At 59.2% G+C, this 21,311-nt stretch carries 20 protein-coding genes; 10 read left to right on the top strand and 10 right to left on the bottom strand.

The features are described from left to right. Window positions 1-59: 59 nt before the first annotated feature. Window positions 60-1,271, top strand: coding sequence for an N-acetylmuramoyl-L-alanine amidase (locus tag AC1RJ3_RS14000; RefSeq protein WP_054594800.1), 1,212 nt, complete (start codon window positions 60-62; stop codon window positions 1,269-1,271). On the opposite strand, the gene AC1RJ3_RS14005 is transcribed toward AC1RJ3_RS14000, so the two are convergent. Then, window positions 1,268-1,645 (bottom strand): glutamine synthetase, encoded by a 378-nt coding sequence (locus tag AC1RJ3_RS14005; protein WP_103314824.1) that lies wholly within the window; start codon window positions 1,643-1,645, stop codon window positions 1,268-1,270. The genes AC1RJ3_RS14000 and AC1RJ3_RS14005 overlap by 4 nt on opposite strands. Window positions 1,646-1,783: 138 nt before the next feature. Between AC1RJ3_RS14005 and zigA the strand changes: the two genes are divergently transcribed. Both zigA and AC1RJ3_RS14015 read left to right on the top strand, forming a co-directional pair. Continuing rightward, window positions 1,784-2,992: a zinc metallochaperone GTPase ZigA gene (gene zigA / locus AC1RJ3_RS14010; protein ID WP_493079304.1), complete on the top strand. Its 1,209-nt coding sequence runs from the start codon at window positions 1,784-1,786 to the stop codon at window positions 2,990-2,992. After that, entirely contained in the window at window positions 2,992-3,633 is a 642-nt protein-coding gene (locus AC1RJ3_RS14015; RefSeq protein ID WP_493079305.1) for a DUF1826 domain-containing protein, read from the top strand. Before zigA ends, AC1RJ3_RS14015 begins: the two co-directional genes overlap by 1 nt. A 1-nt stretch (window position 3,634) precedes the next feature. Here the strand turns inward: AC1RJ3_RS14015 and AC1RJ3_RS14020 are convergent, their stop codons facing one another. Then, entirely contained in the window at window positions 3,635-3,991 is a 357-nt protein-coding gene (locus AC1RJ3_RS14020; RefSeq protein ID WP_493079306.1) for an NADH:ubiquinone oxidoreductase, read from the bottom strand. A gap of 27 nt (window positions 3,992-4,018) precedes the next feature. Here AC1RJ3_RS14020 and AC1RJ3_RS14025 point away from each other — a divergent pair, with 27 nt between their 5' ends. Beyond that, window positions 4,019-4,990: a CobW family GTP-binding protein gene (locus AC1RJ3_RS14025; RefSeq protein WP_493079307.1), complete on the top strand. Its 972-nt coding sequence runs from the start codon at window positions 4,019-4,021 to the stop codon at window positions 4,988-4,990. Between the two features lie 13 nt (window positions 4,991-5,003). Here the strand turns inward: AC1RJ3_RS14025 and AC1RJ3_RS14030 are convergent, their stop codons facing one another. Then, entirely contained in the window at window positions 5,004-5,402 is a 399-nt protein-coding gene (locus AC1RJ3_RS14030) for a DUF3301 domain-containing protein (protein WP_493079308.1), read from the bottom strand. A 115-nt stretch (window positions 5,403-5,517) separates the two neighbouring features. On the opposite strand from AC1RJ3_RS14030, the gene pdxY reads away from it, so the two are divergent. Beyond that, the gene (pdxY, locus tag AC1RJ3_RS14035; RefSeq protein WP_493079309.1) at window positions 5,518-6,390 is read left to right on the top strand and encodes a pyridoxal kinase PdxY; all 873 of its coding nucleotides are present in this window, start codon (window positions 5,518-5,520) and stop codon (window positions 6,388-6,390) included. 65 nt (window positions 6,391-6,455) lie between these two features. Here the strand turns inward: pdxY and AC1RJ3_RS14040 are convergent, their stop codons facing one another. Next, window positions 6,456-6,938: an acyl-CoA thioesterase gene (locus AC1RJ3_RS14040; RefSeq protein WP_019694342.1), complete on the bottom strand. Its 483-nt coding sequence runs from the start codon at window positions 6,936-6,938 to the stop codon at window positions 6,456-6,458. Between the two features lie 259 nt (window positions 6,939-7,197). On the opposite strand from AC1RJ3_RS14040, the gene AC1RJ3_RS14045 reads away from it, so the two are divergent. Then, window positions 7,198-8,961 (top strand): cation:proton antiporter, encoded by a 1,764-nt coding sequence (locus AC1RJ3_RS14045; RefSeq protein WP_493079310.1) that lies wholly within the window; start codon window positions 7,198-7,200, stop codon window positions 8,959-8,961. Window positions 8,962-9,121: 160 nt separating this feature from the next. Here AC1RJ3_RS14045 and AC1RJ3_RS14050 read toward each other — a convergent pair whose 3' ends face one another. The 4 genes from AC1RJ3_RS14050 to uvrD all read right to left on the bottom strand — a co-directional run bounded on the left by AC1RJ3_RS14050 (window position 9,122) and on the right by uvrD (window position 13,538). Further along, the gene (locus AC1RJ3_RS14050; RefSeq protein ID WP_019694340.1) at window positions 9,122-9,529 is read right to left on the bottom strand and encodes an SMI1/KNR4 family protein; all 408 of its coding nucleotides are present in this window, start codon (window positions 9,527-9,529) and stop codon (window positions 9,122-9,124) included. A 271-nt stretch (window positions 9,530-9,800) separates the two neighbouring features. Further along, entirely contained in the window at window positions 9,801-10,673 is an 873-nt protein-coding gene (locus tag AC1RJ3_RS14055; RefSeq protein WP_347928446.1) for a Tim44 domain-containing protein, read from the bottom strand. A 178-nt stretch (window positions 10,674-10,851) separates the two neighbouring features. Continuing rightward, window positions 10,852-11,292: an EamA family transporter gene (locus AC1RJ3_RS14060; RefSeq protein ID WP_071552707.1), complete on the bottom strand. Its 441-nt coding sequence runs from the start codon at window positions 11,290-11,292 to the stop codon at window positions 10,852-10,854. Between the two features lie 62 nt (window positions 11,293-11,354). Continuing rightward, on the bottom strand, window positions 11,355-13,538 hold the full coding sequence (gene uvrD / locus AC1RJ3_RS14065; RefSeq protein WP_427532878.1) for a DNA helicase II: 2,184 nt from the start codon (window positions 13,536-13,538) through the stop codon (window positions 11,355-11,357). Between the two features lie 261 nt (window positions 13,539-13,799). Here uvrD and AC1RJ3_RS14070 point away from each other — a divergent pair, with 261 nt between their 5' ends. After that, complete coding sequence (locus AC1RJ3_RS14070; RefSeq protein ID WP_493079311.1) at window positions 13,800-16,667, top strand: putative bifunctional diguanylate cyclase/phosphodiesterase; 2,868 nt, start codon at window positions 13,800-13,802, stop codon at window positions 16,665-16,667. Window positions 16,668-16,751: 84 nt separating this feature from the next. Here the strand turns inward: AC1RJ3_RS14070 and AC1RJ3_RS14075 are convergent, their stop codons facing one another. Further along, window positions 16,752-17,066 (bottom strand): hypothetical protein, encoded by a 315-nt coding sequence (locus AC1RJ3_RS14075; protein WP_493079312.1) that lies wholly within the window; start codon window positions 17,064-17,066, stop codon window positions 16,752-16,754. A 422-nt stretch (window positions 17,067-17,488) separates the two neighbouring features. On the opposite strand from AC1RJ3_RS14075, the gene hexR reads away from it, so the two are divergent. Both hexR and AC1RJ3_RS14085 read left to right on the top strand, forming a co-directional pair. Next, window positions 17,489-18,355 carry a transcriptional regulator HexR gene (gene hexR, locus AC1RJ3_RS14080; RefSeq protein WP_007954250.1) on the top strand — a complete coding sequence of 289 codons (867 nt, stop codon included), beginning with the start codon at window positions 17,489-17,491 and terminating at the stop codon, window positions 18,353-18,355. A 233-nt stretch (window positions 18,356-18,588) separates the two neighbouring features. Beyond that, window positions 18,589-18,798: a PA3496 family putative envelope integrity protein gene (locus tag AC1RJ3_RS14085; RefSeq protein WP_081013719.1), complete on the top strand. Its 210-nt coding sequence runs from the start codon at window positions 18,589-18,591 to the stop codon at window positions 18,796-18,798. Here the strand turns inward: AC1RJ3_RS14085 and AC1RJ3_RS14090 are convergent. Then, complete coding sequence (locus AC1RJ3_RS14090) at window positions 18,740-19,702, bottom strand: LysR family transcriptional regulator (RefSeq protein ID WP_054594786.1); 963 nt, start codon at window positions 19,700-19,702, stop codon at window positions 18,740-18,742. The genes AC1RJ3_RS14085 and AC1RJ3_RS14090 overlap by 59 nt on opposite strands. A gap of 189 nt (window positions 19,703-19,891) precedes the next feature. Between AC1RJ3_RS14090 and AC1RJ3_RS14095 the strand changes: the two genes are divergently transcribed. Then, the gene (locus AC1RJ3_RS14095) at window positions 19,892-21,307 is read left to right on the top strand and encodes an acetyl-CoA carboxylase biotin carboxylase subunit (RefSeq protein ID WP_019694334.1); all 1,416 of its coding nucleotides are present in this window, start codon (window positions 19,892-19,894) and stop codon (window positions 21,305-21,307) included. Window positions 21,308-21,311: the final 4 nt, after the last annotated feature.

Raw genomic sequence — 21,311 nt, forward strand, 5'->3', positions numbered from 1 at the left:
GCCATGTTATATTATAACAATACAGTCGACGATACCTTTTTCTCGAGCGGTCTTTCACTATGCACAGGCGACAATTGCTCAACCTGTTGTTGGCCAGCGCTGCGCTGGTTTTACCCTTCGGCGTGTCGGCCACGCAGATCCGCAATGCACGGCTCTGGCGTTCGGATGACAAGCTTCGCCTGGTACTCGATCTGAGCGGACCGGTGCAGTACAAAACCTTCTCGTTGAGCGCGCCCGAGCGACTGATCATCGACTTGAGCGGTGCGCAGCTCAGCGGTGACTTCAGCCAATTGGCGCTCACCAACACGGTGATTCGTTCGATCCGTTCCGGGCACTTCGGACAAGGCGATACGCGGATCGTGCTCGACCTTACCGGTCCGGTGCGGCTCAATAGTTTTCAACTGCCGCCACAGGACGGGCAGGGCCATCGTCTGGTGCTCGACCTGCTTAACGCCGCGCCCGTGCAGATCGCTGCGGCGGCACCTTTGGTCCAGCGAGAAACACCGGCTGACAAGGCTCACCCCAAGCGCGACATCATCGTCGTGGTCGACCCTGGCCATGGCGGCAAGGACCCCGGCGCAATTGGCGCCAAAGGCGAGCGCGAGAAGGACGTGGTGCTGTCCATCGCACAATTGCTGGCCAAGCGCTTGAAGCGCGAAAAAGGTTTTGATGTGAAATTGGTGCGCAACGACGACTTCTTCGTGCCGCTACGCAAGCGCGTGGAGATCGCCCGTACGCACAAGGCCGACATGTTCATCTCGGTGCACGCCGACGCGGCGCCACGGCTCACGGCTTCTGGCGCTTCGGTTTATGCATTGTCCGAAGGTGGCGCGACCTCGGCCACGGCGCGTTTCATGGCGCAACGGGAAAACGGCGCGGACTTGCTGGGGGCGAGCAGTCTGCTCAACTTGAAGGACAAGGATCCGATGCTCGCCGGGGTGATACTCGACATGTCGATGAACGCCACCATCGCCGCCAGTTTGCAGCTTGGCAGCACGGTACTTGGCAGCTTGGCAGGCATTACCACGTTGCATCAGAAACGTGTGGAACAGGCCGGATTTGCGGTGCTGAAGTCACCGGATGTGCCATCGATCCTGGTCGAGACCGGCTTCATTTCCAACGCCCGCGACAGCCAGAGGCTGGTGACGGCGCGGCATCAAAAGGCGGTAGCCGATGGCCTTTTTGAAGGCTTGCAGCGCTATTTTCAGAAGAATCCACCGATGAACAGCTACATGGCCTGGCAGCAGTCGCAGCAAAAATCGCAGGTCTAGCAACCGGTCAGTCGGCTACAGGTGAACTTGCCGCTGGAACCGCCGGAGCTGGAAAACCGATTGAGGGTGGTCCAGCCAACGCGGCGGCTGTAACCGACCCAGGCTTCGCCATCCGACGCCAAGCCGGTGAAGAACGTCAGTTGGCCATAACGGCTGCTGGTCTGCGCCCAATAGCGTTTACCGCTCACTTCAAACCCGCGCATGTAGGTCGTGCTGCCCGCCGTAGCGACGCTGTAAGAGTTGCCGTCCGGGTCTACGCAGGCCAGCAGATTGGCGCTGCGCGTGCACTTCGCCTGGCTCGATGCCTGCGCGCAGGCGTTTGCCGCGACCAACAGCGAAAGGCTCAACAGTGTGCATTTCAAGGCGTTGTGCATGGGTTTTCTCGTGGTGCGAACGGGCTCAAGCATTGCGTCCTTCGTCGCAGGGAGCAAGAGGGGATTGGCGTCTTTATGTTGTTATACTATAACATTAAAAAAATCGCCCGACCGGCCACTCCCGATGAGGAACACCTGATGCCCAATCGTCTCCCCGTTACCGTGCTGTCCGGCTTTCTCGGCGCCGGCAAAAGCACGCTGCTCAACTACGTACTGCGCAACCGCGAGAATCTTCGGGTCGCGGTGATCGTCAATGACATGAGCGAAATCAACATCGACGGCAGCGAAGTTCAGCGGGATGTCACCTTGAACCGCGCCGAAGAAAAACTCGTCGAAATGAGCAACGGCTGTATCTGCTGCACCTTGCGCGAAGACCTGCTGGAAGAGGTCAGCAAGCTGGCCAGGGACGGTCGCTTTGATTACCTGCTGATCGAGTCCACCGGTATTTCCGAACCTCTTCCCGTGGCGGAAACATTCACCTTTCGCGACGAAGAAGGCAAAAGCCTGGCCGACATCGCGCGGCTCGACACCATGGTCACGGTGGTCGACGGGATGAACTTTCTGCTTGATTACCAGGCCGCCGAAAGCCTCGCATCACGGGGTGAAACCCTTGGCGAGGAAGATGAGCGTTCGATCACGGATTTACTGATCGAGCAGATCGAATTCGCCGACGTGCTGCTAATCAGCAAGATCGATCTGATCAGCAGCGCCGAGCGCGAAGAGTTGATCGCAATCCTCAAGCGGCTCAACGCCCAGGCGCACATTATCCCGATGGTCATGGGTGAAGTACCGTTGAAACAGATCCTCAACACCGGCCGCTTCGACTTTGAAAAAGCCTCTCAGGCACCGGGCTGGCTGCAGGAATTGCGCGGTGAGCATGTGCCGGAAACCACTGAGTACGGCATCGCTTCCATGGCTTATCGGGCGCGTCGACCGTTTCATCCGCAGCGCTTTTTCAGCTTCATCGATCAGCCGTGGGTGAACGGAAAACTGCTGCGCTCCAAGGGCTTTTTCTGGTTGGCCAGCAAGCATCAGGACGCCGGTAGCTGGTCGCAGGCCGGTGGTTTGATGCGTCATGGATTTGCCGGTCGCTGGTGGCGCTTTGTGCCGAAAGCACAGTGGCCACAGGATCAGGAAAGTACCGCCGCGATCATGGAAAACTGGACCCCAGCCACCGGTGATTGCCGTCAGGAACTGGTGTTCATCGGCCAGAATATCGACTTTGCCCAACTCACCGCGCACCTCGATAACTGCCTGCTCAACGATGACGAAATGTCCCTCGGTGTCGAAGGCTGGCGCCTGATGGCAGACCCGTTTGGTCCATGGCTCGAAGAGGAGGCGGCCTGATGTTGGCGCCGAGTCTGAAAGCGCGCCCGGTGGTTCGTCAGGTACAGGGGCAAACCCCAGACGTCTTCACGCAGATATTTCAAGACGGCACCAACCTGGCGCTCTGGCAGCGTCGTTTGCCGGCACATATCGCTGACTTCGGCGCATTGCTGTTATCGCTGAACGAGCCGCTGGCCGAGTCGTTGGTGGTGGAATTGGCGACTGACGACGCTGAACCCAATCTGCGTGGCCTGGCCGAAAGCTACAGTGACCTGGAGGGCCACGAAGGGTTTATCGCCGATGTTTCATGGTTGGTCAGCGCGTTTGCCTGCTTGCTGGGCGCGACGCGTATCGGCTTGCGTTTGCGGGTGCTGGATAACGCCATGTGCCCGCGTTTTCATGTCGATCATGTGCCGGTGCGGCTGATTACCACCTACGCCGGCATCGGCAGTCAGTGGCTCAAGGAGGGCGCCATGGAGCGTAAGCGTCTGGCCAGCGCCGAGGCTGAGCCGCAAGACTGTGAGCAAATGCTCTGTGGTGAAGTGGCGTTGCTCAAGGGCGAGAAGTGGCACGGCAACGAGGGTTTCGGGCTGATTCATCGTTCGCCGCAACCCGCGCCGGGTGAGCGTCGGCTGATCCTGACTCTCGACTGGCTCGGTTGATTCAAGGCGTGAGCCAAGCGCCCTGGCTTTGGCTTTCGCAATACGGCTTGAGGTACGCGGCGTCTGTGGCTACGCCGTAATAGTGAATATCCTGTCGGTAAGGCATATTGGCAACTTGAGCGTTGCTGCACACACCGAAGGCACCGCTGGGGCATTGGTCGAGGAATGCGACGTCGATCTTCTGCCCCGCGAGGTTTGGTTGACAGAAACCGTCATGGAACATTTTTTCCGGGATATTGCGGTTCTGCTGACAGACTTTGACGTCGAGCCGCTCCGCCTGGCTGTGAACCACGCAGGCCTGGGCCAACGCCTCGCTCGAAGCGAAGGCCAGCAGTAACGACAAGCCAATCAGTCGCATCCTTTTCCTCCCAAGAAACCATCGAACATGTTGCAGAACATTCCTACTCACGTCATCGCCGGACCGTTAGGCGCCGGCAAGACCAGTCTGATCAAGTATCTGCTGACACAGCGGCCGGCGAGCGAACGCTGGGCGGTGCTGATCAACGAGTTTGGTCAGATCGGTCTCGACGCCGCGCTGCTGACCACGGGCGCCGATGGTATCGCACTGGGAGAAGTGGCTGGCGGCTGTTTGTGTTGCGTGAATGGTGCGCCGTTTCAGATTGGCCTCGGGCGGTTGCTGCGCAAATCACGGCCGGACCGCTTGTTTATCGAACCCTCGGGGCTGGGACATCCGGCGCAATTGCTCAAGCAATTAAGTGAAGCGCCGTGGCAGGGCGTACTGGCGATTCAACCGAGCGTTCTGGTGCTCGACGCTCAAGCTCTGGCTGCCGGAAAACCACTGCCAGAGGCGCAGCAGCAAGCGCTAGCGAGCGCGGGTCTGTTGCTGTTGAACAAGGCCGAGCACCTGAACGATGAAGATCGCCAGCGCATCACCGCGCAGTTACCGGAATGCCCGCTGTATTGGACGCAGCAGGGCGCTCTGGCATTGGCTGACTTGCCGGGCGTGCACAGTCGAGCGGTCGAGGGTGTGGATAACTTCAAAGTGCCTAAAGGTCTGGCGCAGATGCCGGCAGTCTGGCCTGATCCGACGCAGCCGATTAGCCTGAGCCAGCAGCAGGAAGGTGGCTGGAGCATTGGTTGGCGTTGGCACCCGAGTCAGTCGTTCGAACTTTCCCGGATCCAGGCTTGCCTGGCGGCGTTGGACTGGCGCCGGGCCAAGCTGGTTATCCACAGCGCCGAGGGTTGGGTGTCGGCCAATTCGCTGGATAACGCCGCGCTGCGCTGGCAACCCAGTGAATGGCGTCAGGACTCGCGCATCGAGCTGATTTTCGATAAGCCGCAGGATGCCGAATCACTACAGGGGAAGCTTGCGAGTTGCCGGGTGAACCTGACTTAACGCGGTTCAGGGCTCAGTGGCGCAACTTGTTGTGGTCCTGGCGCCATTGACTCAGCTCGATCACCTCGGCGCTGGGCAGCACAGGTTTTTCCTCGAACGGGACCGGGTAGGGTGCCAATTCGATCTGCGCGCTATGGGCACCGAATTGGGTAATGGTGCCCATGTGACGCGTTTCGCCGGTCACGGTGAACTCAAAGTTATACACGCGGGCCAGGCGTCGCCGCCCGTTGGCGTCCTTCACGAAGCCGATTTTTTTCAACGCCACATTGCCGTCGAGCAATTCGATGTCGAGCTTGGCGCAATGCCGCTTGACCCGTTCCAGGGCCCGCTCGCGCAAGCCATGGTTGTGCCACAGCCAGGCGGCACCGGTCGCCAGCAGCATCAGCACGAAGATATTTCCAAGGGTCAGCATGAACAGCGCTCCAACGAATTAGTATCAGCTTAACTGTGTCTCTGGTCTGTCGTACAGGCTCCGTTTAGTCGCATACTGCGCGGCTCGAATTTCAATCGGTTTACGGATATCCCGCATGAAACGTACTCCTCATCTGCTCGCCATCCAGTCCCACGTGGTTTTCGGTCACGCCGGCAACAGCGCCGCGGTTTTCCCGATGCAGCGGGTCGGGGTGAACGTCTGGCCGCTGAATACCGTGCAGTTTTCCAACCACACTCAATACGGCCAGTGGGCCGGTGAAGTGCTGGCGCCGCAGCAGATTCCCGATCTGGTGGAAGGGATTGCGGCGATTGGCGAGCTGGGCAACTGCGACGCCGTGCTGTCCGGTTATCTGGGCAGTGCCGCTCAAGGACGGGCGATCCTTAGCGGCGTTGCACGAATCAAGGCGATCAACCCCAGCGCCTTGTACCTGTGCGACCCGGTGATGGGGCATGCGGAGAAAGGTTGCATCGTACCGGCTGAAGTCAGCGACTTCCTGCTGGTTGAAGCGGCGGCGGTGGCGGACTTCATGTGCCCGAATCAGTTGGAGCTGGACAGTTTCTCCGGTCGCAAGCCGCAGTCATTGTTCGATTGCCTGGCGATGGCTCGCGCGCTGCTGGCGCGTGGCCCGAAGGCGGTGCTGGTCAAGCATCTGGACTATCCCGGCAAGTTGCCGGAGAGCTTCGAGATGTTGCTGGTGACGGCCGAAGGCAGTTGGCATCTGCGTCGTCCATTGCTGGCGTTTCCACGTCAGCCGGTGGGCGTGGGCGACCTGACGTCGGGCCTGTTCCTGGCGCGGGTGTTGTTGGGTGACAGCCTGGTCGCGGCCTTTGAGTTTGCGGCGTCCGCAGTGCATGAAGTGCTGCTGGAAACCCAGGCCAGCGCGAGCTACGAGCTGGAACTGGTGCGGGCCCAGGACCGCATTGCCCATCCTCGGGTGAAGTTCGAGGCGACGGCGATCAGTTTGTAACGGCGTCACGGCGGAAAAGATCGCAGCCTGCGGTAGTTTCTACAGAGGCTGCGATCGGCGCGGTGTCAGGCGTCAGCCTTGATTTCGCGATAACGCTGATCCAGTTCCTGACGAATCTGCCGACGCTGTTTGGCTTGGGCGTATCGGCGTTTATCTTCGCTGTTCTGCGGTTGCAACGGCGGGACAGCCGCCGGCTTACGCTGATCGTCGACCGCAACCATGGTGAAGAAGCAGCTATTGGTGTGACGCACCGAGCGCTCGCGGATGTTCTCGGTCACCACCTTGATGCCGACCTCCATCGAGGTATTGCCGGTGTAGTTGACCGAAGCCAGAAAGGTCACCAGCTCACCGACATGGATCGGCTCGCGAAAGATCACCTGATCCACCGACAGGGTTACCACGTAGCGCCCGGCATAACGGCTGGCGCAGGCGTAGGCGACTTCGTCGAGGTATTTGAGCAGGGTGCCGCCGTGGACATTGCCAGAGAAGTTGGCCATGTCGGGGGTCATCAATACCGTCATCGACAGCTGGGCGTTTCCGGGTTCCATAGCACACTACTCACGGTTCAAGGCTGGGATTGCGGGAGCACCTCTGTGGGTGCCTGGCTGGTTTTTCAAAACCACCGTTAACGGGACGCCACGCCAATGAAGGCCGTCACGCCCGAATCGATCTGTTTCTATATATTGCACCGCCTTTGCGCCCGAAGTCGCGGTGTTACCCTTCAAAAGCCCACCTCAAGGGCCCTTTCATCCGATCTGGTAATCGCCCAACGACGTCAGCACACCCACGCGCCAAGGAGCCCTCGCCATGCATGCCATCAGTTTTATTCAGGACCTGGCAGTGATCATGCTGGTTGCGGGTGTGGTGACCATTGTTTTTCATCGGCTCAAACAGCCGGTTGTCCTGGGCTATATCGTGGCCGGTTTCATCATCGGCCCGCACACCCCGCCATTCGGGTTGATCCACGACGAGCAAACCATCAAGACCCTCGCCGAACTCGGGGTGATTTTCCTGATGTTCTGCCTGGGCCTGGAGTTCAGCCTGCGCAAGCTGTTCAAGGTCGGTGCCACGGCGTTTATCGCGGCGTTCCTGGAAATCGTGCTGATGATCTGGATCGGCTACGAAATCGGCCGCTGGTTTGACTGGAGCACCATGGACTCGCTGTTTCTTGGCGCGATCCTGGCGATTTCCTCGACCACCATCATCGTCAAGGCCCTCAACGACCTGAAGATGAAGAACCAGCGCTTTGCCCAGCTGATCTTTGGTGTGCTGATCGTCGAAGACATCCTCGGCATCGGCATTATTGCCTTGCTCTCGAGTATCGCCGTCAGCGGCACCGTGAGCTCCGGCGAGGTGTTTTCCACGGTCGGCAAACTCTCTTTGTTCATGATCGTCGCGCTGGTGATCGGTATCCTGCTGGTGCCGCGCTTGCTGGCTTATGTGGCGAAGTTCGACAGCAATGAAATGCTGCTGATCACCGTGCTTGGCCTGTGTTTTGGCTTTTGCTTGCTGGTGGTCAAGCTTGAATACAGCATGGTGCTCGGGGCATTTCTGATTGGCGCGATCATGGCCGAGTCTCGGCAACTGGTGAAAATTGAACGCCTGATCGAGCCGGTTCGCGACATGTTTAGCGCCATCTTTTTCGTTGCGATCGGTCTGATGATCGATCCGCAGATTCTTCTTCAGTACGCCTGGCCCATTGCGGTAATCACCGTCGCAGTGGTGCTCGGCAAGATGCTCTCTTGCGGCCTTGGGGCGTTTATCGCCGGCAATGACGGACGCACCTCGCTGCGAGTCGGCATGGGCCTGTCGCAGATTGGCGAGTTCTCTTTCATCATCGCGGCGCTGGGCATGACCTTGCAGGTCACCAGCGATTTCCTTTATCCGGTGGCGGTCGCTGTTTCGGCCATCACCACCTTACTGACGCCGTACCTGATCCGTGCCGCCGATCCGCTTTCGTTGAAGTTGGCTGCAGTTATCCCGCAACGTTTGGGCCGCGTGTTGGGGATGTATGGGGAGTGGCTGCGCAGCATTCAACCGCAGGGCGAGGGTGCGCAGCTGGCGTCGATGATTCGGCGGATTTTGTTGCAGGTCGGGGTCAATCTGGCGCTGGTGATGGCAATCTTCTTCTCGGGCAGTTTTTTTGCCGAGCGGATTTCCAGCTATCTGCATGCCTGGATCAATGATCCGAGCTGGCAGAAGGCGTTGATCTGGGGCGGGGCGTTGTTGCTGTCGCTGACATTCCTGATTGCCGCCTATCGCAAGCTGAAGGCGCTCTCGATGTTGCTGGCGGAAATGGGCGTGAAACCGGAGATGGCGGGCCGCCACACGCAGCGAGTGCGTCGGGTGATCGCCGAAGTGATCCCGATACTCTCGCTGCTGGTGATTTTCCTGCTGCTGGCAGCCTTGTCGGCCAGTATCTTGCCGACCAACAAGTTGCTGGTGCTGATTGCCGTCGTGACCGCCGCGGTGGCGGCCCTGCTCTGGCGCTGGTTCATCCGCGTGCACACGCGGATGCAGGTCGCCCTGCTGGAAACCCTGGACAACCACAAGGACTCGTCCGGGCATTGAGGACTGGTTAATGAGCCGTAGCAGCTGGCGTAGCCTGCGTTCGGTTGCGCAGCGACCGTAAACCCTACCGCTCGGTTAACCTGAAACACCTCTTTGCCTGATTTTACGACTGCTACGCAGCCGGACGCAGGCTACGCCAGCTGCTACAGACCAAGGCAGATCAGCTTTCCAGCCAGACGTCCCGCGCCCAGTGCCACACCGATTCCCAGGTTTCTTCGGCCAACAGCTCTTCTTCGGCCAGCCACAGCACCACGGTGCCGTCTTCTTCGACCAGGTAGTAGTTGTCACCGTCCTGGCAGATCGGAATCATGCTGCGATCAACACCGGCATCCCAGGCGTTGGCGGCAACGTCCGGCAGGTAGGTGTGCGATTGCGGGTCAGTGACAGTCACCGGCTCCAGGCTGCCGTACACGACGTCGCTGACGGTCAGCAGGAATTCTCTGAAGACGAACGGGATATCGATGAACAGTTGTTCTTCGATTTCCACCAGCAGGTCTTCGTCAGGCAGCTCCAAGGGCACCGGTACCGGTTCGTTGGCTTCTCGCAGTTGTTCGATGATTTCTTCCACGTCCGGGATCCTCTTGCTCAATGGCGCGGTTTAGTTGGGGCGGTTTATACAGTAGCTCGCTATAGATGCAACTGCGAAATAGAAAACCCCGGACGAGTCCGGGGTTTTCATTACAGCATGCTCGGTTCTGTCTGGAACACGCCTGCGCGTCGATCATCCGGCGTTAAAAACAGGCTCGGAATGCTCATTGACTAACGTCAACTCCGCTTCCTCACCTGTTTTTGCCTTGTCTGATCTTAGCTCGGCATCTTCCAAACAGAACCGTGGGCTATTAGCCGTTCTGACGAATACCGGCCACCAGCCAAGGCTGGTTTTCGCCTTGCGGACGTTCCATGTTCCAACTTTCGCTGAACACTTCGCCCTGGTCGAAGCGCGAGGTTTTCGACACGCCCGTAAAGGTCAGGGTGGCGATGGTCTTGTCGGCGCGATCATCCACGCCGTCCAGTTGAACGTGGAGGTTGTCGATATAGGTGGACTGGAAGCCGTCACCCAGATCGGCGCGTTCGCGTTTGAGGAACTCCAGCATTTGCGGGGTCACGAACTCGGCGATCTTGTCCATTTCATTGGCGTCCCAGTGCTGTTGCAGGGACTGGAAGTGGTTGCGTGCGGCTTCAACGAAGCGCTCTTCGTTGAACCAGGCCGGAGCGTTGATCACCGGACGAGCGGCAGCAGGGGCAGCCGAACCGCCGAAGATCGAACCCATGGCCGGCTTCTGTTCGTACACTTCACGCTGCATTGGCGCGCCCGCAGGGGCCATATGCTCTTGTTGCTTGCGGCGACGAGCGGCGATGAAGCGAAAGATCACGAACGCAATGATTGCCATGATCAGGATGTCGAAAATCTGCATGCCCTGGAAGCCGCCGCCCATGAACATGGAGGCCAGCAGGCCGCCGGCAGCGATACCGGCCAGAGGGCCGAGCCAGCGCGAAGCACCGCCAGCTTTGGCGGCAGCGCCTGCGGCACCCGCAGCACCGGCGGTCGCGGCAGCAGGACCCATGCCAGGCGAGGACGGCGCCATTTGGCTGGTCTGGTGGGTAGGCGCAGCGCCTACGCTTTTGCCGCCACCGAAGCGCTTGGCGTTGGCGTCGAGGCTCATCGTCAGGCCGATGCACAGCGCCAGGGCGATGCTAAGAAAACGTTTCATAAAGGGAATTCCCATTTGTGGATGGCACGCGCGCCATGTTGCACAGGTGAAGTGACACTGGCTAGCGGCAGAGTGTTTCGGGCTTTTGCCTGACAGGCTGCGTTCAGCTCCGTCGATACAAGGAGGCGCTTGTACATTTGTCTGTAGGACAAGTGGATAGATAGAGCAGGAGCGTTGTTTAACGTCGCAATGCCAACATCACCACACCCGCCGTGATCAGACCGATTCCGCCCCATTGACGCAGGTCGAGCCGCTCACCCAACAACACTACGCCCAACACGGCGACCAGCACCACACTGAGTTTGTCGACGGGTGCTACCAGCGAGGCTGGCCCGAGTTTCAGCGCACGAAAGTAGCAAATCCACGAGGCACCGGTTGCCAGGCCGGACAGCAGCAGGAACAGGTAGCTCTTGGCGGATATCGATCCCAGTGACTGATATTGGCCCGTTGCGTACAAAATCAAGGCCAGGCTGACCAGTACCACGATCGTGCGCAGCAGCGTGGCGAAGTCAGAATTGACGTTTTCGATGCCGACCTTGGCGAAAATCGCCGTCAGCGCAGCGAAAGCCGCCGACAGCAGGGCCCAGAATGTCCAGGAAGAAAAGAAGCCCGAGCCCATGTGTGATCCTCACCGTTTATCGTTCCCACGCAGGAGCGTGGGAACGATCAAGCAGATAGCCGTTAGATGGCTTCGAGCTTGGCGTAGCCGAGCATCAGCCACTTGCTGCCTTCACTGAAGTTCACTTGCACCCGGGCCTGCGCGCCGGCGCCTTCGAAGTTGAGGATCACCCCTTCGCCGAAGACCGCATGTTGCACTTGCTGACCGAGGCTGAACGCGGTTTCCGGGATTTCCGTGCCGGCGAACATGCTGCTCGAGCTTTGCTTCTGGCCGCCACCGAATGGACGGCTGACGCTGTTGGACAGCCGCACTTCCTGAATAAGGCCTTTAGGTACTTCACGTACGAAGCGTGAAACCTTGTTGTAGGTTTCGCTGCCGTACAGGCGTCGGGTTTCGGCGTAGGTCATCACCAGGTTTTGCATGGCCCGGGTAATGCCGACATAAGCCAGACGGCGTTCCTCTTCAAGGCGGCCGGGCTCTTCCAGGCTCATCTTGTGCGGGAACAGGCCTTCTTCCATGCCCACCAGGAACACGTAAGGGAATTCCAGGCCTTTGGCGCTGTGCAAGGTCATCAGCTGAATGCTGTCTTCGTGCTCGTCGGCCTGGGTGTCGCCGGCCTCCAGCGAGGCATGGCCGAGGAACGCGGCCAGTGGCGTCAGGTCTTCGTCTTCCTCGGCGCTTTCAAAGTTGCGCGCCGCACTGACCAGTTCCTCAAGGTTTTCTACCCGCGCCTGACCTTTCTCGCCTTTTTCCGCTTGGTGATAGGCAATCAGGCCGGACTGCTCGATGACGGTCTGGGTCATCAGGTGCAGTGGCATTTCAGCGGTGGTGGTCGCCAAGTGCTCGATCAACTCGATGAACGCACCCAGTGCGCCGGCTGCGCGGCCGGTTAGGCCTTTATTGGTCACCAGCTGACGCATGGCTTCCCACATCGACACATCGCTGTGACGAGCGTGGTCGCGGATCGCTTCGACGGTTTTTTCGCCGATGCCACGGGCTGGAACGTTGATCACCCGTTCCAGCGCCGCATCGTTGCCGCGACCTTCGAGCAACCGCAGGTAAGCCATGGCGTTCTTGATTTCAGCCCGCTCGAAGAAGCGCTGGCCGCCATAGATGCGGTACGGAATGCGTTCGCGCAGTAGCGCTTCTTCCAAAACCCGCGATTGGGCGTTGGAGCGGTACAAAATCGCGATATCGCTACGTGCCATGCCGGTTTTCAGCGCGCTTTCGATGGTTTCCACCACGTAGCGTGCTTCGTCATGTTCGTTGAACGCGGCGTACAGGTTGATCGCTTCGCCTTCGCCGCCGTCGGTCCACAGCTCTTTGCCCAGGCGCCCGGTGTTGTTGGCGATCAAGGCGTTGGCAGCCTTGAGGATCCCGGCGGTGGAGCGGTAGTTCTGTTCCAGTCGAATGACTTCCGCGTCCGGGAAGTCGGCCGAATACTGGTGAATGTTCTCGATTTTCGCGCCGCGCCAGCCGTAGATCGACTGATCGTCGTCGCCAACCACCATCAGGCTGTCGCCGCCCTTGGCCAGCAGACGTAACCAGGCGTACTGCACGGCGTTGGTGTCCTGGAATTCGTCCACCAGCACATGACGGAAGCGCTTCTGATAATGCGCCAGCAGGCCCGGATGATCGCGCCACAGGTCGAGGGCGCGCAGCAGCAGTTCGGAGAAGTCGATGACGCCCGCGCGCAAGCACGCGGCCTCATAGGCTTCATAGATGCTGCGCATGGTGGCCAGGAACAGATCGCCACTGGCTTGAATATGTTGCGGGCGCAGACCTTCGTCTTTCTGCCCGTTGATGAACCACTGGGCCTGACGGGCCGGCCAGCGTTGCTCGTCGAGTCCCAGTTCGCGGATCACCCGCTTGACCAGACGTTGCTGGTCATCGCTGTCGAGGATCTGGAAAGTCTGGCTCAGGCCGGCTTCCTGCCAGTGCGCCCGCAGCAAGCGGTGCGCCAGGCCGTGGAAGGTGCCGACCCACATGCCGGCCGGGTTGATACCCATCAGCTGCTCGATGCGATGGCGCATCTCGGCAGCGGCCTTGTTGGTGAACGTCACCGACAGGATCGAGTGTGGCGAGGCGTTCTCGACCTGGATCAACCAGGCGATACGGTGCACCAGCACACGGGTTTTACCGGAACCAGCACCGGCCAGGACCAACTGACGACCCACGGAGGCAGCTACGGCCTGACGTTGGGCATCGTTGAGGGAGTTCAGCAGAAGGGAGAGATCATCGCGCATCAGGGCATTCTAGGGCGCCACGCCACACCGGGCAAACCGAGCTTTGCATTAACCGATGAAAGAAGCGTAGGGGACGACCGGTCAGTCATTCGTCGCAAGCCCTGATGGGCCGCGCTTCTGTGGTTTTGAACACTGGCAACGGGCCATTTGTTTTGTCGGTTTTATGATTTGGAGCAGTTTGGTCCGGGCCATTGCTTGTGTATGCTCCGTCGACATTTCGGGCTCATCACGCTCACCCTTATAAGAACAAGAATATTGCCTATGACCCTCAGCCCCAGCCTGTCGGGCCCTTCTGTGGAACCGCGGGTTATCCGCAAACAGTACGCCATGGAGATGGCGGTCGAGCGCACGCGTCTGCTGTATCAGGGCTCGTTGTTGCCCACGCTGTTCATGTTGATCAATGGTCTGGTCTGCGCCGGGTTGCTCTGGAGCCCGCAGCGCTACTTCCTGGTGAGCATCTGGCTGATCTGGTTACTGTCGCTGGTGGCGCTGCGGGTGATTCAAGTCGCAGCCTTCGACTCGGCGATGCCCAGTCGTCAGGCGCAGCCAGTCTGGCGTCGAATGTTTCTGCTGGGGTCGGCCATGACCGGCCTGACGCTGGCCGGTGCCGGTATTGCCCTGGTGCCCACCGACAGCTTCCTGCAACAAGCCTGGGTATTCGGCCTGATCGGCGCGGCAACCCTCTCGGCCAGTGTCGCCTATGCGGTGAGCCTGCCGGCCTTCCTGTCGTTCACCTTGCCGTGTCTGTTACCGGCGATCGGTTATTTGTTCTGGGGCGGCGATGAACAGCAGCAAGGCTGGGGTTGGCTCGGGCTGATTCTGTTGGGCTCTCTGAGTGTGGTCGCGTGGCAGGTCAACCGGCTGATCCAGCACGGCTTGATGCGGCGTTTCCAGAATCAGGCACTGATCGAGCACTTGCAGCAGGCGCAAAGTCGCAGCGAGCAGCTCAATCAGGAGTTGGCGCGGGAAATCGAACAGCGCCGCCACGCCGAAGAAGAGCTGCGTGAAGCTCAGGTCGGCCTCGAAAGCCGTGTCGCCCAGCGTAGCCGCGAACTGGACGCCGCCAACCAGGCCCTGAGCAAGAGCGAAGCGCGGCTGGCGCTGGCGTTGAAGGCCAGTGAGCTGGGTCTCTGGGACTGGAACCTGCAAACCGATGAGGTGCATCACACCCAGCTCAAGGAGTTGTTCGGCATTGAGCCGGAATTCGTCACGGCGATGCTCAGTCATCTGAAACCGCGGCTGCACCCTCAGGACTTGCCGCCGCTGCGGCGGGCGCTGGTCGAGCATTTGAAGGGCCGCACCGAGGATTATCAGATCGAATACCGCGTGCGCCATGGCGATGGCCACTGGGTCTGGATCGAAGACCGCGGTCGGGCGGTGGAACGAGGTGCCAACGGACGGGTGATCCGTATGGTCGGCACCCGGCGTGACATCAGCGTCAGCAAAGGGCTTGAAGAGCAGCGGCAACTGGCGGCGACAGTGTTTGAAGCCGCCAGCGAAGGCATTGTGATTTTCGACCCGGATTACGCCTTGATCGCGGTCAATCAGGCGTTCAGCCGGGTCACCGGGTATCAGATTGAAGATTTGCTGGGGCGCAATGTGGTCGAGTTGCCGTGCAGTCGCGACGCGCGGCGGCATTATTCGGTGATCCATCAGGCACTGGAACAGCAGGGCAGTTGGCAGGGCGAGTTGGTGGAGGCGCGCAAAAACGGCGAGCTCTATCCGCAATGGCTGCAACTGAATGTGGTGCGCGATTCTCGGGGAAATGTCAGTCATATCGTGGGCTTTTTCGCCGATCTGTCAGCCCGGCGCGAATCTGAAGAGCGCATGCGCTACCTGACCCACTACGACGAACTGACCGGCCTGGCCAACCGCTCATTGTTCCGCGAGCGTCTGCATGAAGCCCATCAACGGGTACGCCAGGGCGGCCGGAGCCTGGCGTTGCTGCACATCAACCTGGACCGCTTCAAATTGCTCAACGACAGCCTCGGCCATGAAGTTGCCGATCAGATGCTGCAGAAAATCGCTCGGCGTCTGGTCAATGCGCTGCCGGAGGCGGACACCATTGCGCGCTTGTCCGGCGACGAGTTCGCGGTGCTGTTCGACGCTTATGGCAACCTGTCGAGCCTGGCGCGGGTCGCCACTCGATTGTCGACCAAGCTGCGCTTGCCGCTGACCGTTGAAGGCCATGAGTTGGTGGTCAGTGCGTCAATGGGCATCAGCATGTTGCCGGATAACGCGCGAGAAATTTCCGCGCTGGTCAGCCAGTCAAACATGGCCATGCAACATGCCAAGCATCTGGGCGGGAACAATTTCCAGTTCTACACCGACAGCCTGCAGGCCAGCACCCTTGAGCGCTTGCAGCTGGAGAACCAGCTGCGCAAGGCTATCGAAGAAAAGCAGTTGAAGGTGTTTTACCAGCCGAAACTCTGCCTCGCGACTGGCCGGCTGAATGCCGCCGAAGCGTTGGTGCGCTGGGATCATCCGACCATGGGGCAGGTGCCGCCGGGGGATTTTATCGGGTTGGCAGAGGAGGTCGGGTTGATCGGCGCCATTGGCGAGTTCGTGCTACGCCAGGCCTGCTGGCAAGCGTGCGAGTGGCAGCGTCAGGGGCTGGAGCCGATTCGGGTTTCGGTCAATCTGTCGGTCCACCAGCTGCGTCAGGGCAAGTTGGTCAGCCTGGTGCGCCAGGTGCTTGAAGAAACCGGTCTGGCGCCGCACTACCTCGAGCTGGAGCTGACGGAAAGCCAATTGCTGGACAGCGTCGAACACATCATCGCGACCTTCCAGCAATTGCGTGATCTTGGTGTGAAACTGGCGATCGACGACTTTGGCACGGGGTATTCGTCGCTGAGCTACCTCAAGCGCATTCCTGTGGACTACGTGAAGATCGATCAGGCGTTTATCCGTGGGTTGGGCGAGGGCGGGGAAGATGCGGCGATCACCCGGGCAATCATTGCCATGGCGCATGGGCTTTCGCTGAAAGTGGTAGCAGAAGGCGTGGAAACTGCAGAGCAGTTGGCATTCCTTGAGGCTGAGTCCTGCGATGAGGTGCAGGGCTACCTGATCAGCCGTCCGGTGGAGGCGTTCAAGCTTGCAAGCTTGTTAAGAGGGGAGCGCCCAGAGTGAGTTTTTTTACGTACGAAAAAAGCCTGCCAGTTAATGTGATTAGCCTGGCAGGAAAAGACCCGGGAGTAATAAGTGTCTTTTATCTTAATGGGTGATCATGACGTCTTTAATATGGTGAAGAAGTTTGCCTTCGAAGAAGATACTGACGCCGGTGACATGTGAGTCGCCCAGGTTTTTATAGGTGACGGCTTTTTCTGTTTCGACCTGAGTTGTAATGTCACCAGAATCTTTAAGTTCCAGATCAAGTCTCAGGTCGAAGGACTTGTCTTGCAGTGGGCTCAGCACCAATGTCGGTATAATGCCGGGATGCGCCACGGTCACGGTTCCGTAAGTGCGGAAGAAGAGGTCCTTCGGCATACGGTTGATTTGTGCTACCCAGTCACTGTTTTTAATAGTCATATTTAATATTCCATAAGTTAAAGTTAAGTGCTTCCTGCCCGGCCATTATTAGCGCGAAGTATTTTGTTTGTGGAGTGGCAGAGTTGTTCAAGATGTGAGCGTGTTCATGCGTTGAGAGTTAGTTGGGGGGGTGACTTTGTTAGTTGGGCGAAGTGCAGGTGTCGGCAGTGAGTGCTGAGGGGGGGACGTTGTCGTTTCAAGTTGAGGTAAGGGATGAAGGCGTGTCAAGGGGCTTGAAAACGACAGCGGCTGCTTGCGGATGGGGTAACGTGCGAAGGCAGCTACATCGGGTATGCATGGCCAAAACCGTGGGCAGCACAGGCATTGAGTTACGGATTGAACAGGCAAAAAGCGAATTCTTGTAGTATAACTACAAAATTGCTACATCCCCGGCGTCAGCCAATAACAATGAGTCCTGCCCTTTGAACCTGTTGCAGCACATCGCCCAGTCACGCCATCTGTTACGCAAGTCGGAGCTCAAGGTCGCCGATCATGTGCTGCTTGATCCTGCGGCTGTGATGCACAGTTCCATGGCCGATCTTGCCCACAGCGTCGGCATCAGCGAGCCGACCATCGTGCGCTTCTGTCGGGCCATCGGTTGTTCGGGCTTCCAGGACTTGAAGCTGAAACTGGCGCAAAGCCTGGCAGCAGGGGCGAGTTTCGGGCAGTTCGCGATTCACGAAGACGATTCCGTCGCCGACTACAGCCTGAAAATTTTCGACACCACCCTGCACACCCTGATGGAAGTTCGCGAGAAGCTCGATCCGTTGGAGTTGCAGAGGGCTGTGACGCTCATGTCCCAGGCTCAGCGCGTCGAGTTCTATGGTTTTGGGGCGTCCGGCGCCGTTGCGGCGGATGCCCAGCATAAATTCTTCCGGTTGCTGCTGACGGCTGCGGCCTATTCCGACCCGCACATGCAGGCGATGTCGGCGGTCACGCTGAAGCCGACGGACGTGGCTATCTGCATTTCCCAGTCCGGCCGCTCCAAGGACCTGTTGATCACCGCCAACCTGGTGCGTGAAAGCGGTGCCTCGCTGATCACGTTGTGCCCGAGCCAGACGCCGTTGGCCGAGCTGTCGACCGTCAACCTGGCGATCGATGTGCACGAAGACACCGAGATCTATACACCGCTGACCTCGCGTATCGCACACCTGGTGGTGATCGACGTGCTGGCCATGGGCGTGGCCATGGCGCGTGGGCCGAGCCTGGTCAACCACCTCAAGAGCGTCAAACGCAGCCTTCGAAGCCTGCGTCTGTCGCCCAAGTCGGTAAAAGCCCTCGACGATTGATCCGACGATAGTGCGACAAGGGGCTTTTTGTGGCGAGGGGGCTTGCCCCCGTTCGGCTGCGCAGCAGTCGCAAAAGCTTTGGGGCCGCTTCGCGACCCAACGGAGGCAAGCCCCCTCGCCACAATGGATCTGGTTGCGGCAAAAATTTTCATCTGTCTGTAATCCCCGTGCCGCCAAACCGTCATCCCCTGCGCCTATCTTGAAACTCCCGTACTCGCCTTGGGAGACTCGAAATGGCCCAGCACTACGAAGAACGCAACAGCGCTGTCAAAACCCGCCGTCAGCAAGAAGACCAGCGTCGCATGGCGTTTCGCCGAGCGATTGAAGATCGCTGCGAGCACCGCCAGCTTCTCGCCGAGATCGGTGAATATCCGGATCTGGAACTCAACTATTGGCAGGCAACACCGGCAGCTTCGCGTCGAAACGCTCAACCAGCGCGCTGATCTGCGCCCGTTCACTGCGGATAAACCCCAGGAACGCATGCGCTACCGGTGACAGGCGTTTGGCTTTGGCCTGCACCAGGCACCAGCTGCGGTACAACGGCAGCTCTTCGACCGGCAGCTCTTTGAGTCCGCCGGTCGCCAACTCCAGGTTCAGGGCGTGGCGCGTCAATAAAGCCACGCCCAGACCCGCTACCACGCATTCGCGCTGGGCTTCGGCCGACGAGACCTCCTGGGTCTGGTTGAAGTGCACGCGCTTCTCTTTGAAATACTCCTCGCACGCCAGCCGTGTCCCGGAACCGGGCTCGCGCAGCAGCAATGTGTAGGGTTCAAGATCCTGCAAGCGCAAGGGCCCCATGTGGCACAGCGGATGATCCGGTGGCGCCACGGCAACGATCGGGTTGTTGAGGAACGGCAAAAACTCCAGGCCCATATCCTGCGGCACCATGGACATGATCACCAGGTCGTCACGGTTGTCGGACAGCCGTCGGATGACCTGTCCACGGTTGACCACCGTCAGTTGCAGGTTCACTTCCGGGTGCTGGCGCTTGAAGGCGGCAAACAAGTGCGGTACGAAGTACTTGGCGCTGGATTCCACGGCCAGTTTCAGCTGACCTTGCAATGAACCTTGCATGTCCGAGAGCTGCATGTCGAGGTTTTCCAGGCGCCCGAAAATGTCCCGGCTGGCGCGCTGTAACGCTTCAGCCGCTTCGGTCATGTAGAGCTTTTTGCCGACGTAATCGAACAAAGGCTGACCAATCAGCTCTTCAAGCTGACGAATCTGTAGGCTGACGGCCGGTTGTGTGAGCGACATTTCGTCAGCTGCACGGCTGTAGGAGCGCAAATCGCAGACTTCGTTGAAGATCTGAAGCTGGCGTAATGTCATACGCATCAAGGACTTACGCATTATTTAAACACTCTGGTCGCGGGTTGGCTCTTCAACTATAAGTCTTTACTTATGCCTGACCCAATTATTATTGATTTTTGTTAATCCCTTGAGCGGGCTAGTGTGACTGTGCGACTGGCTTGAAACATTTAGTCACGCGCCGACCCAGTCCAAGGTCGTGGGTAGCAACCGGCTCAAGGGAACCTCCAAGTGATAAAAAAGATCCTGATTGCCAACCGTGGTGAGATTGCCGTACGAATCGTACGTGCCTGCGCCGAGATGGGCATTCGTTCGGTCGCGATCTATTCCGACGCCGATCGCCATGCGTTGCATGTCAAACGTGCCGATGAAGCCCACAGCATTGGTGCCGAGCCACTGGCCGGTTACCTGAACCCGCGCAAGCTGGTGAACCTCGCGGTGGAAACCGGTTGCGACGCGTTGCACCCAGGTTACGGCTTTCTTTCGGAAAACGCCGAGCTGGCCGATATCTGCGCCGAGCGCGGTATCAAATTCATTGGTCCGTCGGCAGAAGTCATTCGCCGCATGGGCGACAAGACCGAAGCCCGCCGTAGCATGATCAAGGCTGGCGTACCGGTTACGCCGGGCACTGAAGGCAACGTCGCCGACATCGCCGAAGCCCTGGCCGAAGGCGATCGCATCGGTTACCCGGTGATGCTCAAGGCCACCTCCGGTGGTGGCGGTCGCGGGATTCGTCGCTGCAACAGCCGCGATGAACTCGAACAAGCTTTCCCGCGGGTGATTTCCGAAGCGACCAAGGCCTTTGGTTCAGCGGAAGTCTTCCTCGAAAAATGCATTGTCAATCCCAAGCACATCGAAGCGCAGATCCTTGGCGACAGTTTTGGCAACGTGGTGCACCTGTTCGAGCGTGACTGCTCGATCCAGCGTCGTAACCAGAAGCTGATCGAGATCGCCCCGAGCCCGCAACTGACACCAGAGCAGCGCGCCTACATTGGCGACTTGTCGGTGCGTGCGGCCAAGGCCGTGGGTTACGAGAACGCCGGCACCGTGGAGTTCCTGCTCGCCGAGGGCGAGGTGTACTTCATGGAGATGAATACTCGGGTGCAGGTGGAACACACCATCACCGAAGAAATCACCGGTATCGACATCGTCCGTGAGCAGATCCGCATTGCCTCCGGCCTGCCGCTGTCGGTGAAGCAGGAAGACATCCAGCACCGCGGCTTTGCGCTGCAGTTCCGGATCAACGCCGAAGACCCGAAAAACAACTTCCTGCCGAGCTTCGGCAAGATCACCCGTTACTACGCACCCGGCGGTCCCGGCGTACGTACCGACACGGCGATCTATACCGGTTACACCATTCCACCGTTCTACGATTCCATGTGCCTGAAACTGGTGGTCTGGGCGTTGACCTGGGAAGAGGCGATGGACCGTGGCTTGCGCGCCCTCGACGACATGCGTCTGCAAGGGGTCAAGACCACTGCCGCCTATTACCAGGAAATCCTGCGTAATCCGGAATTCCGTAGCGGTCAGTTCAACACCAGCTTCGTTGAAAGCCACCCTGAGCTGACCAACTACTCGATCAAGCGCAAACCCGAAGAGCTGGCCCTGGCCATCGCCGCCGCCATTGCCGCCCACGCAGGCCTGTGAGGAA

The organism is Pseudomonas sp. GW822-FHT04C11 (assembly GCF_058800905.1).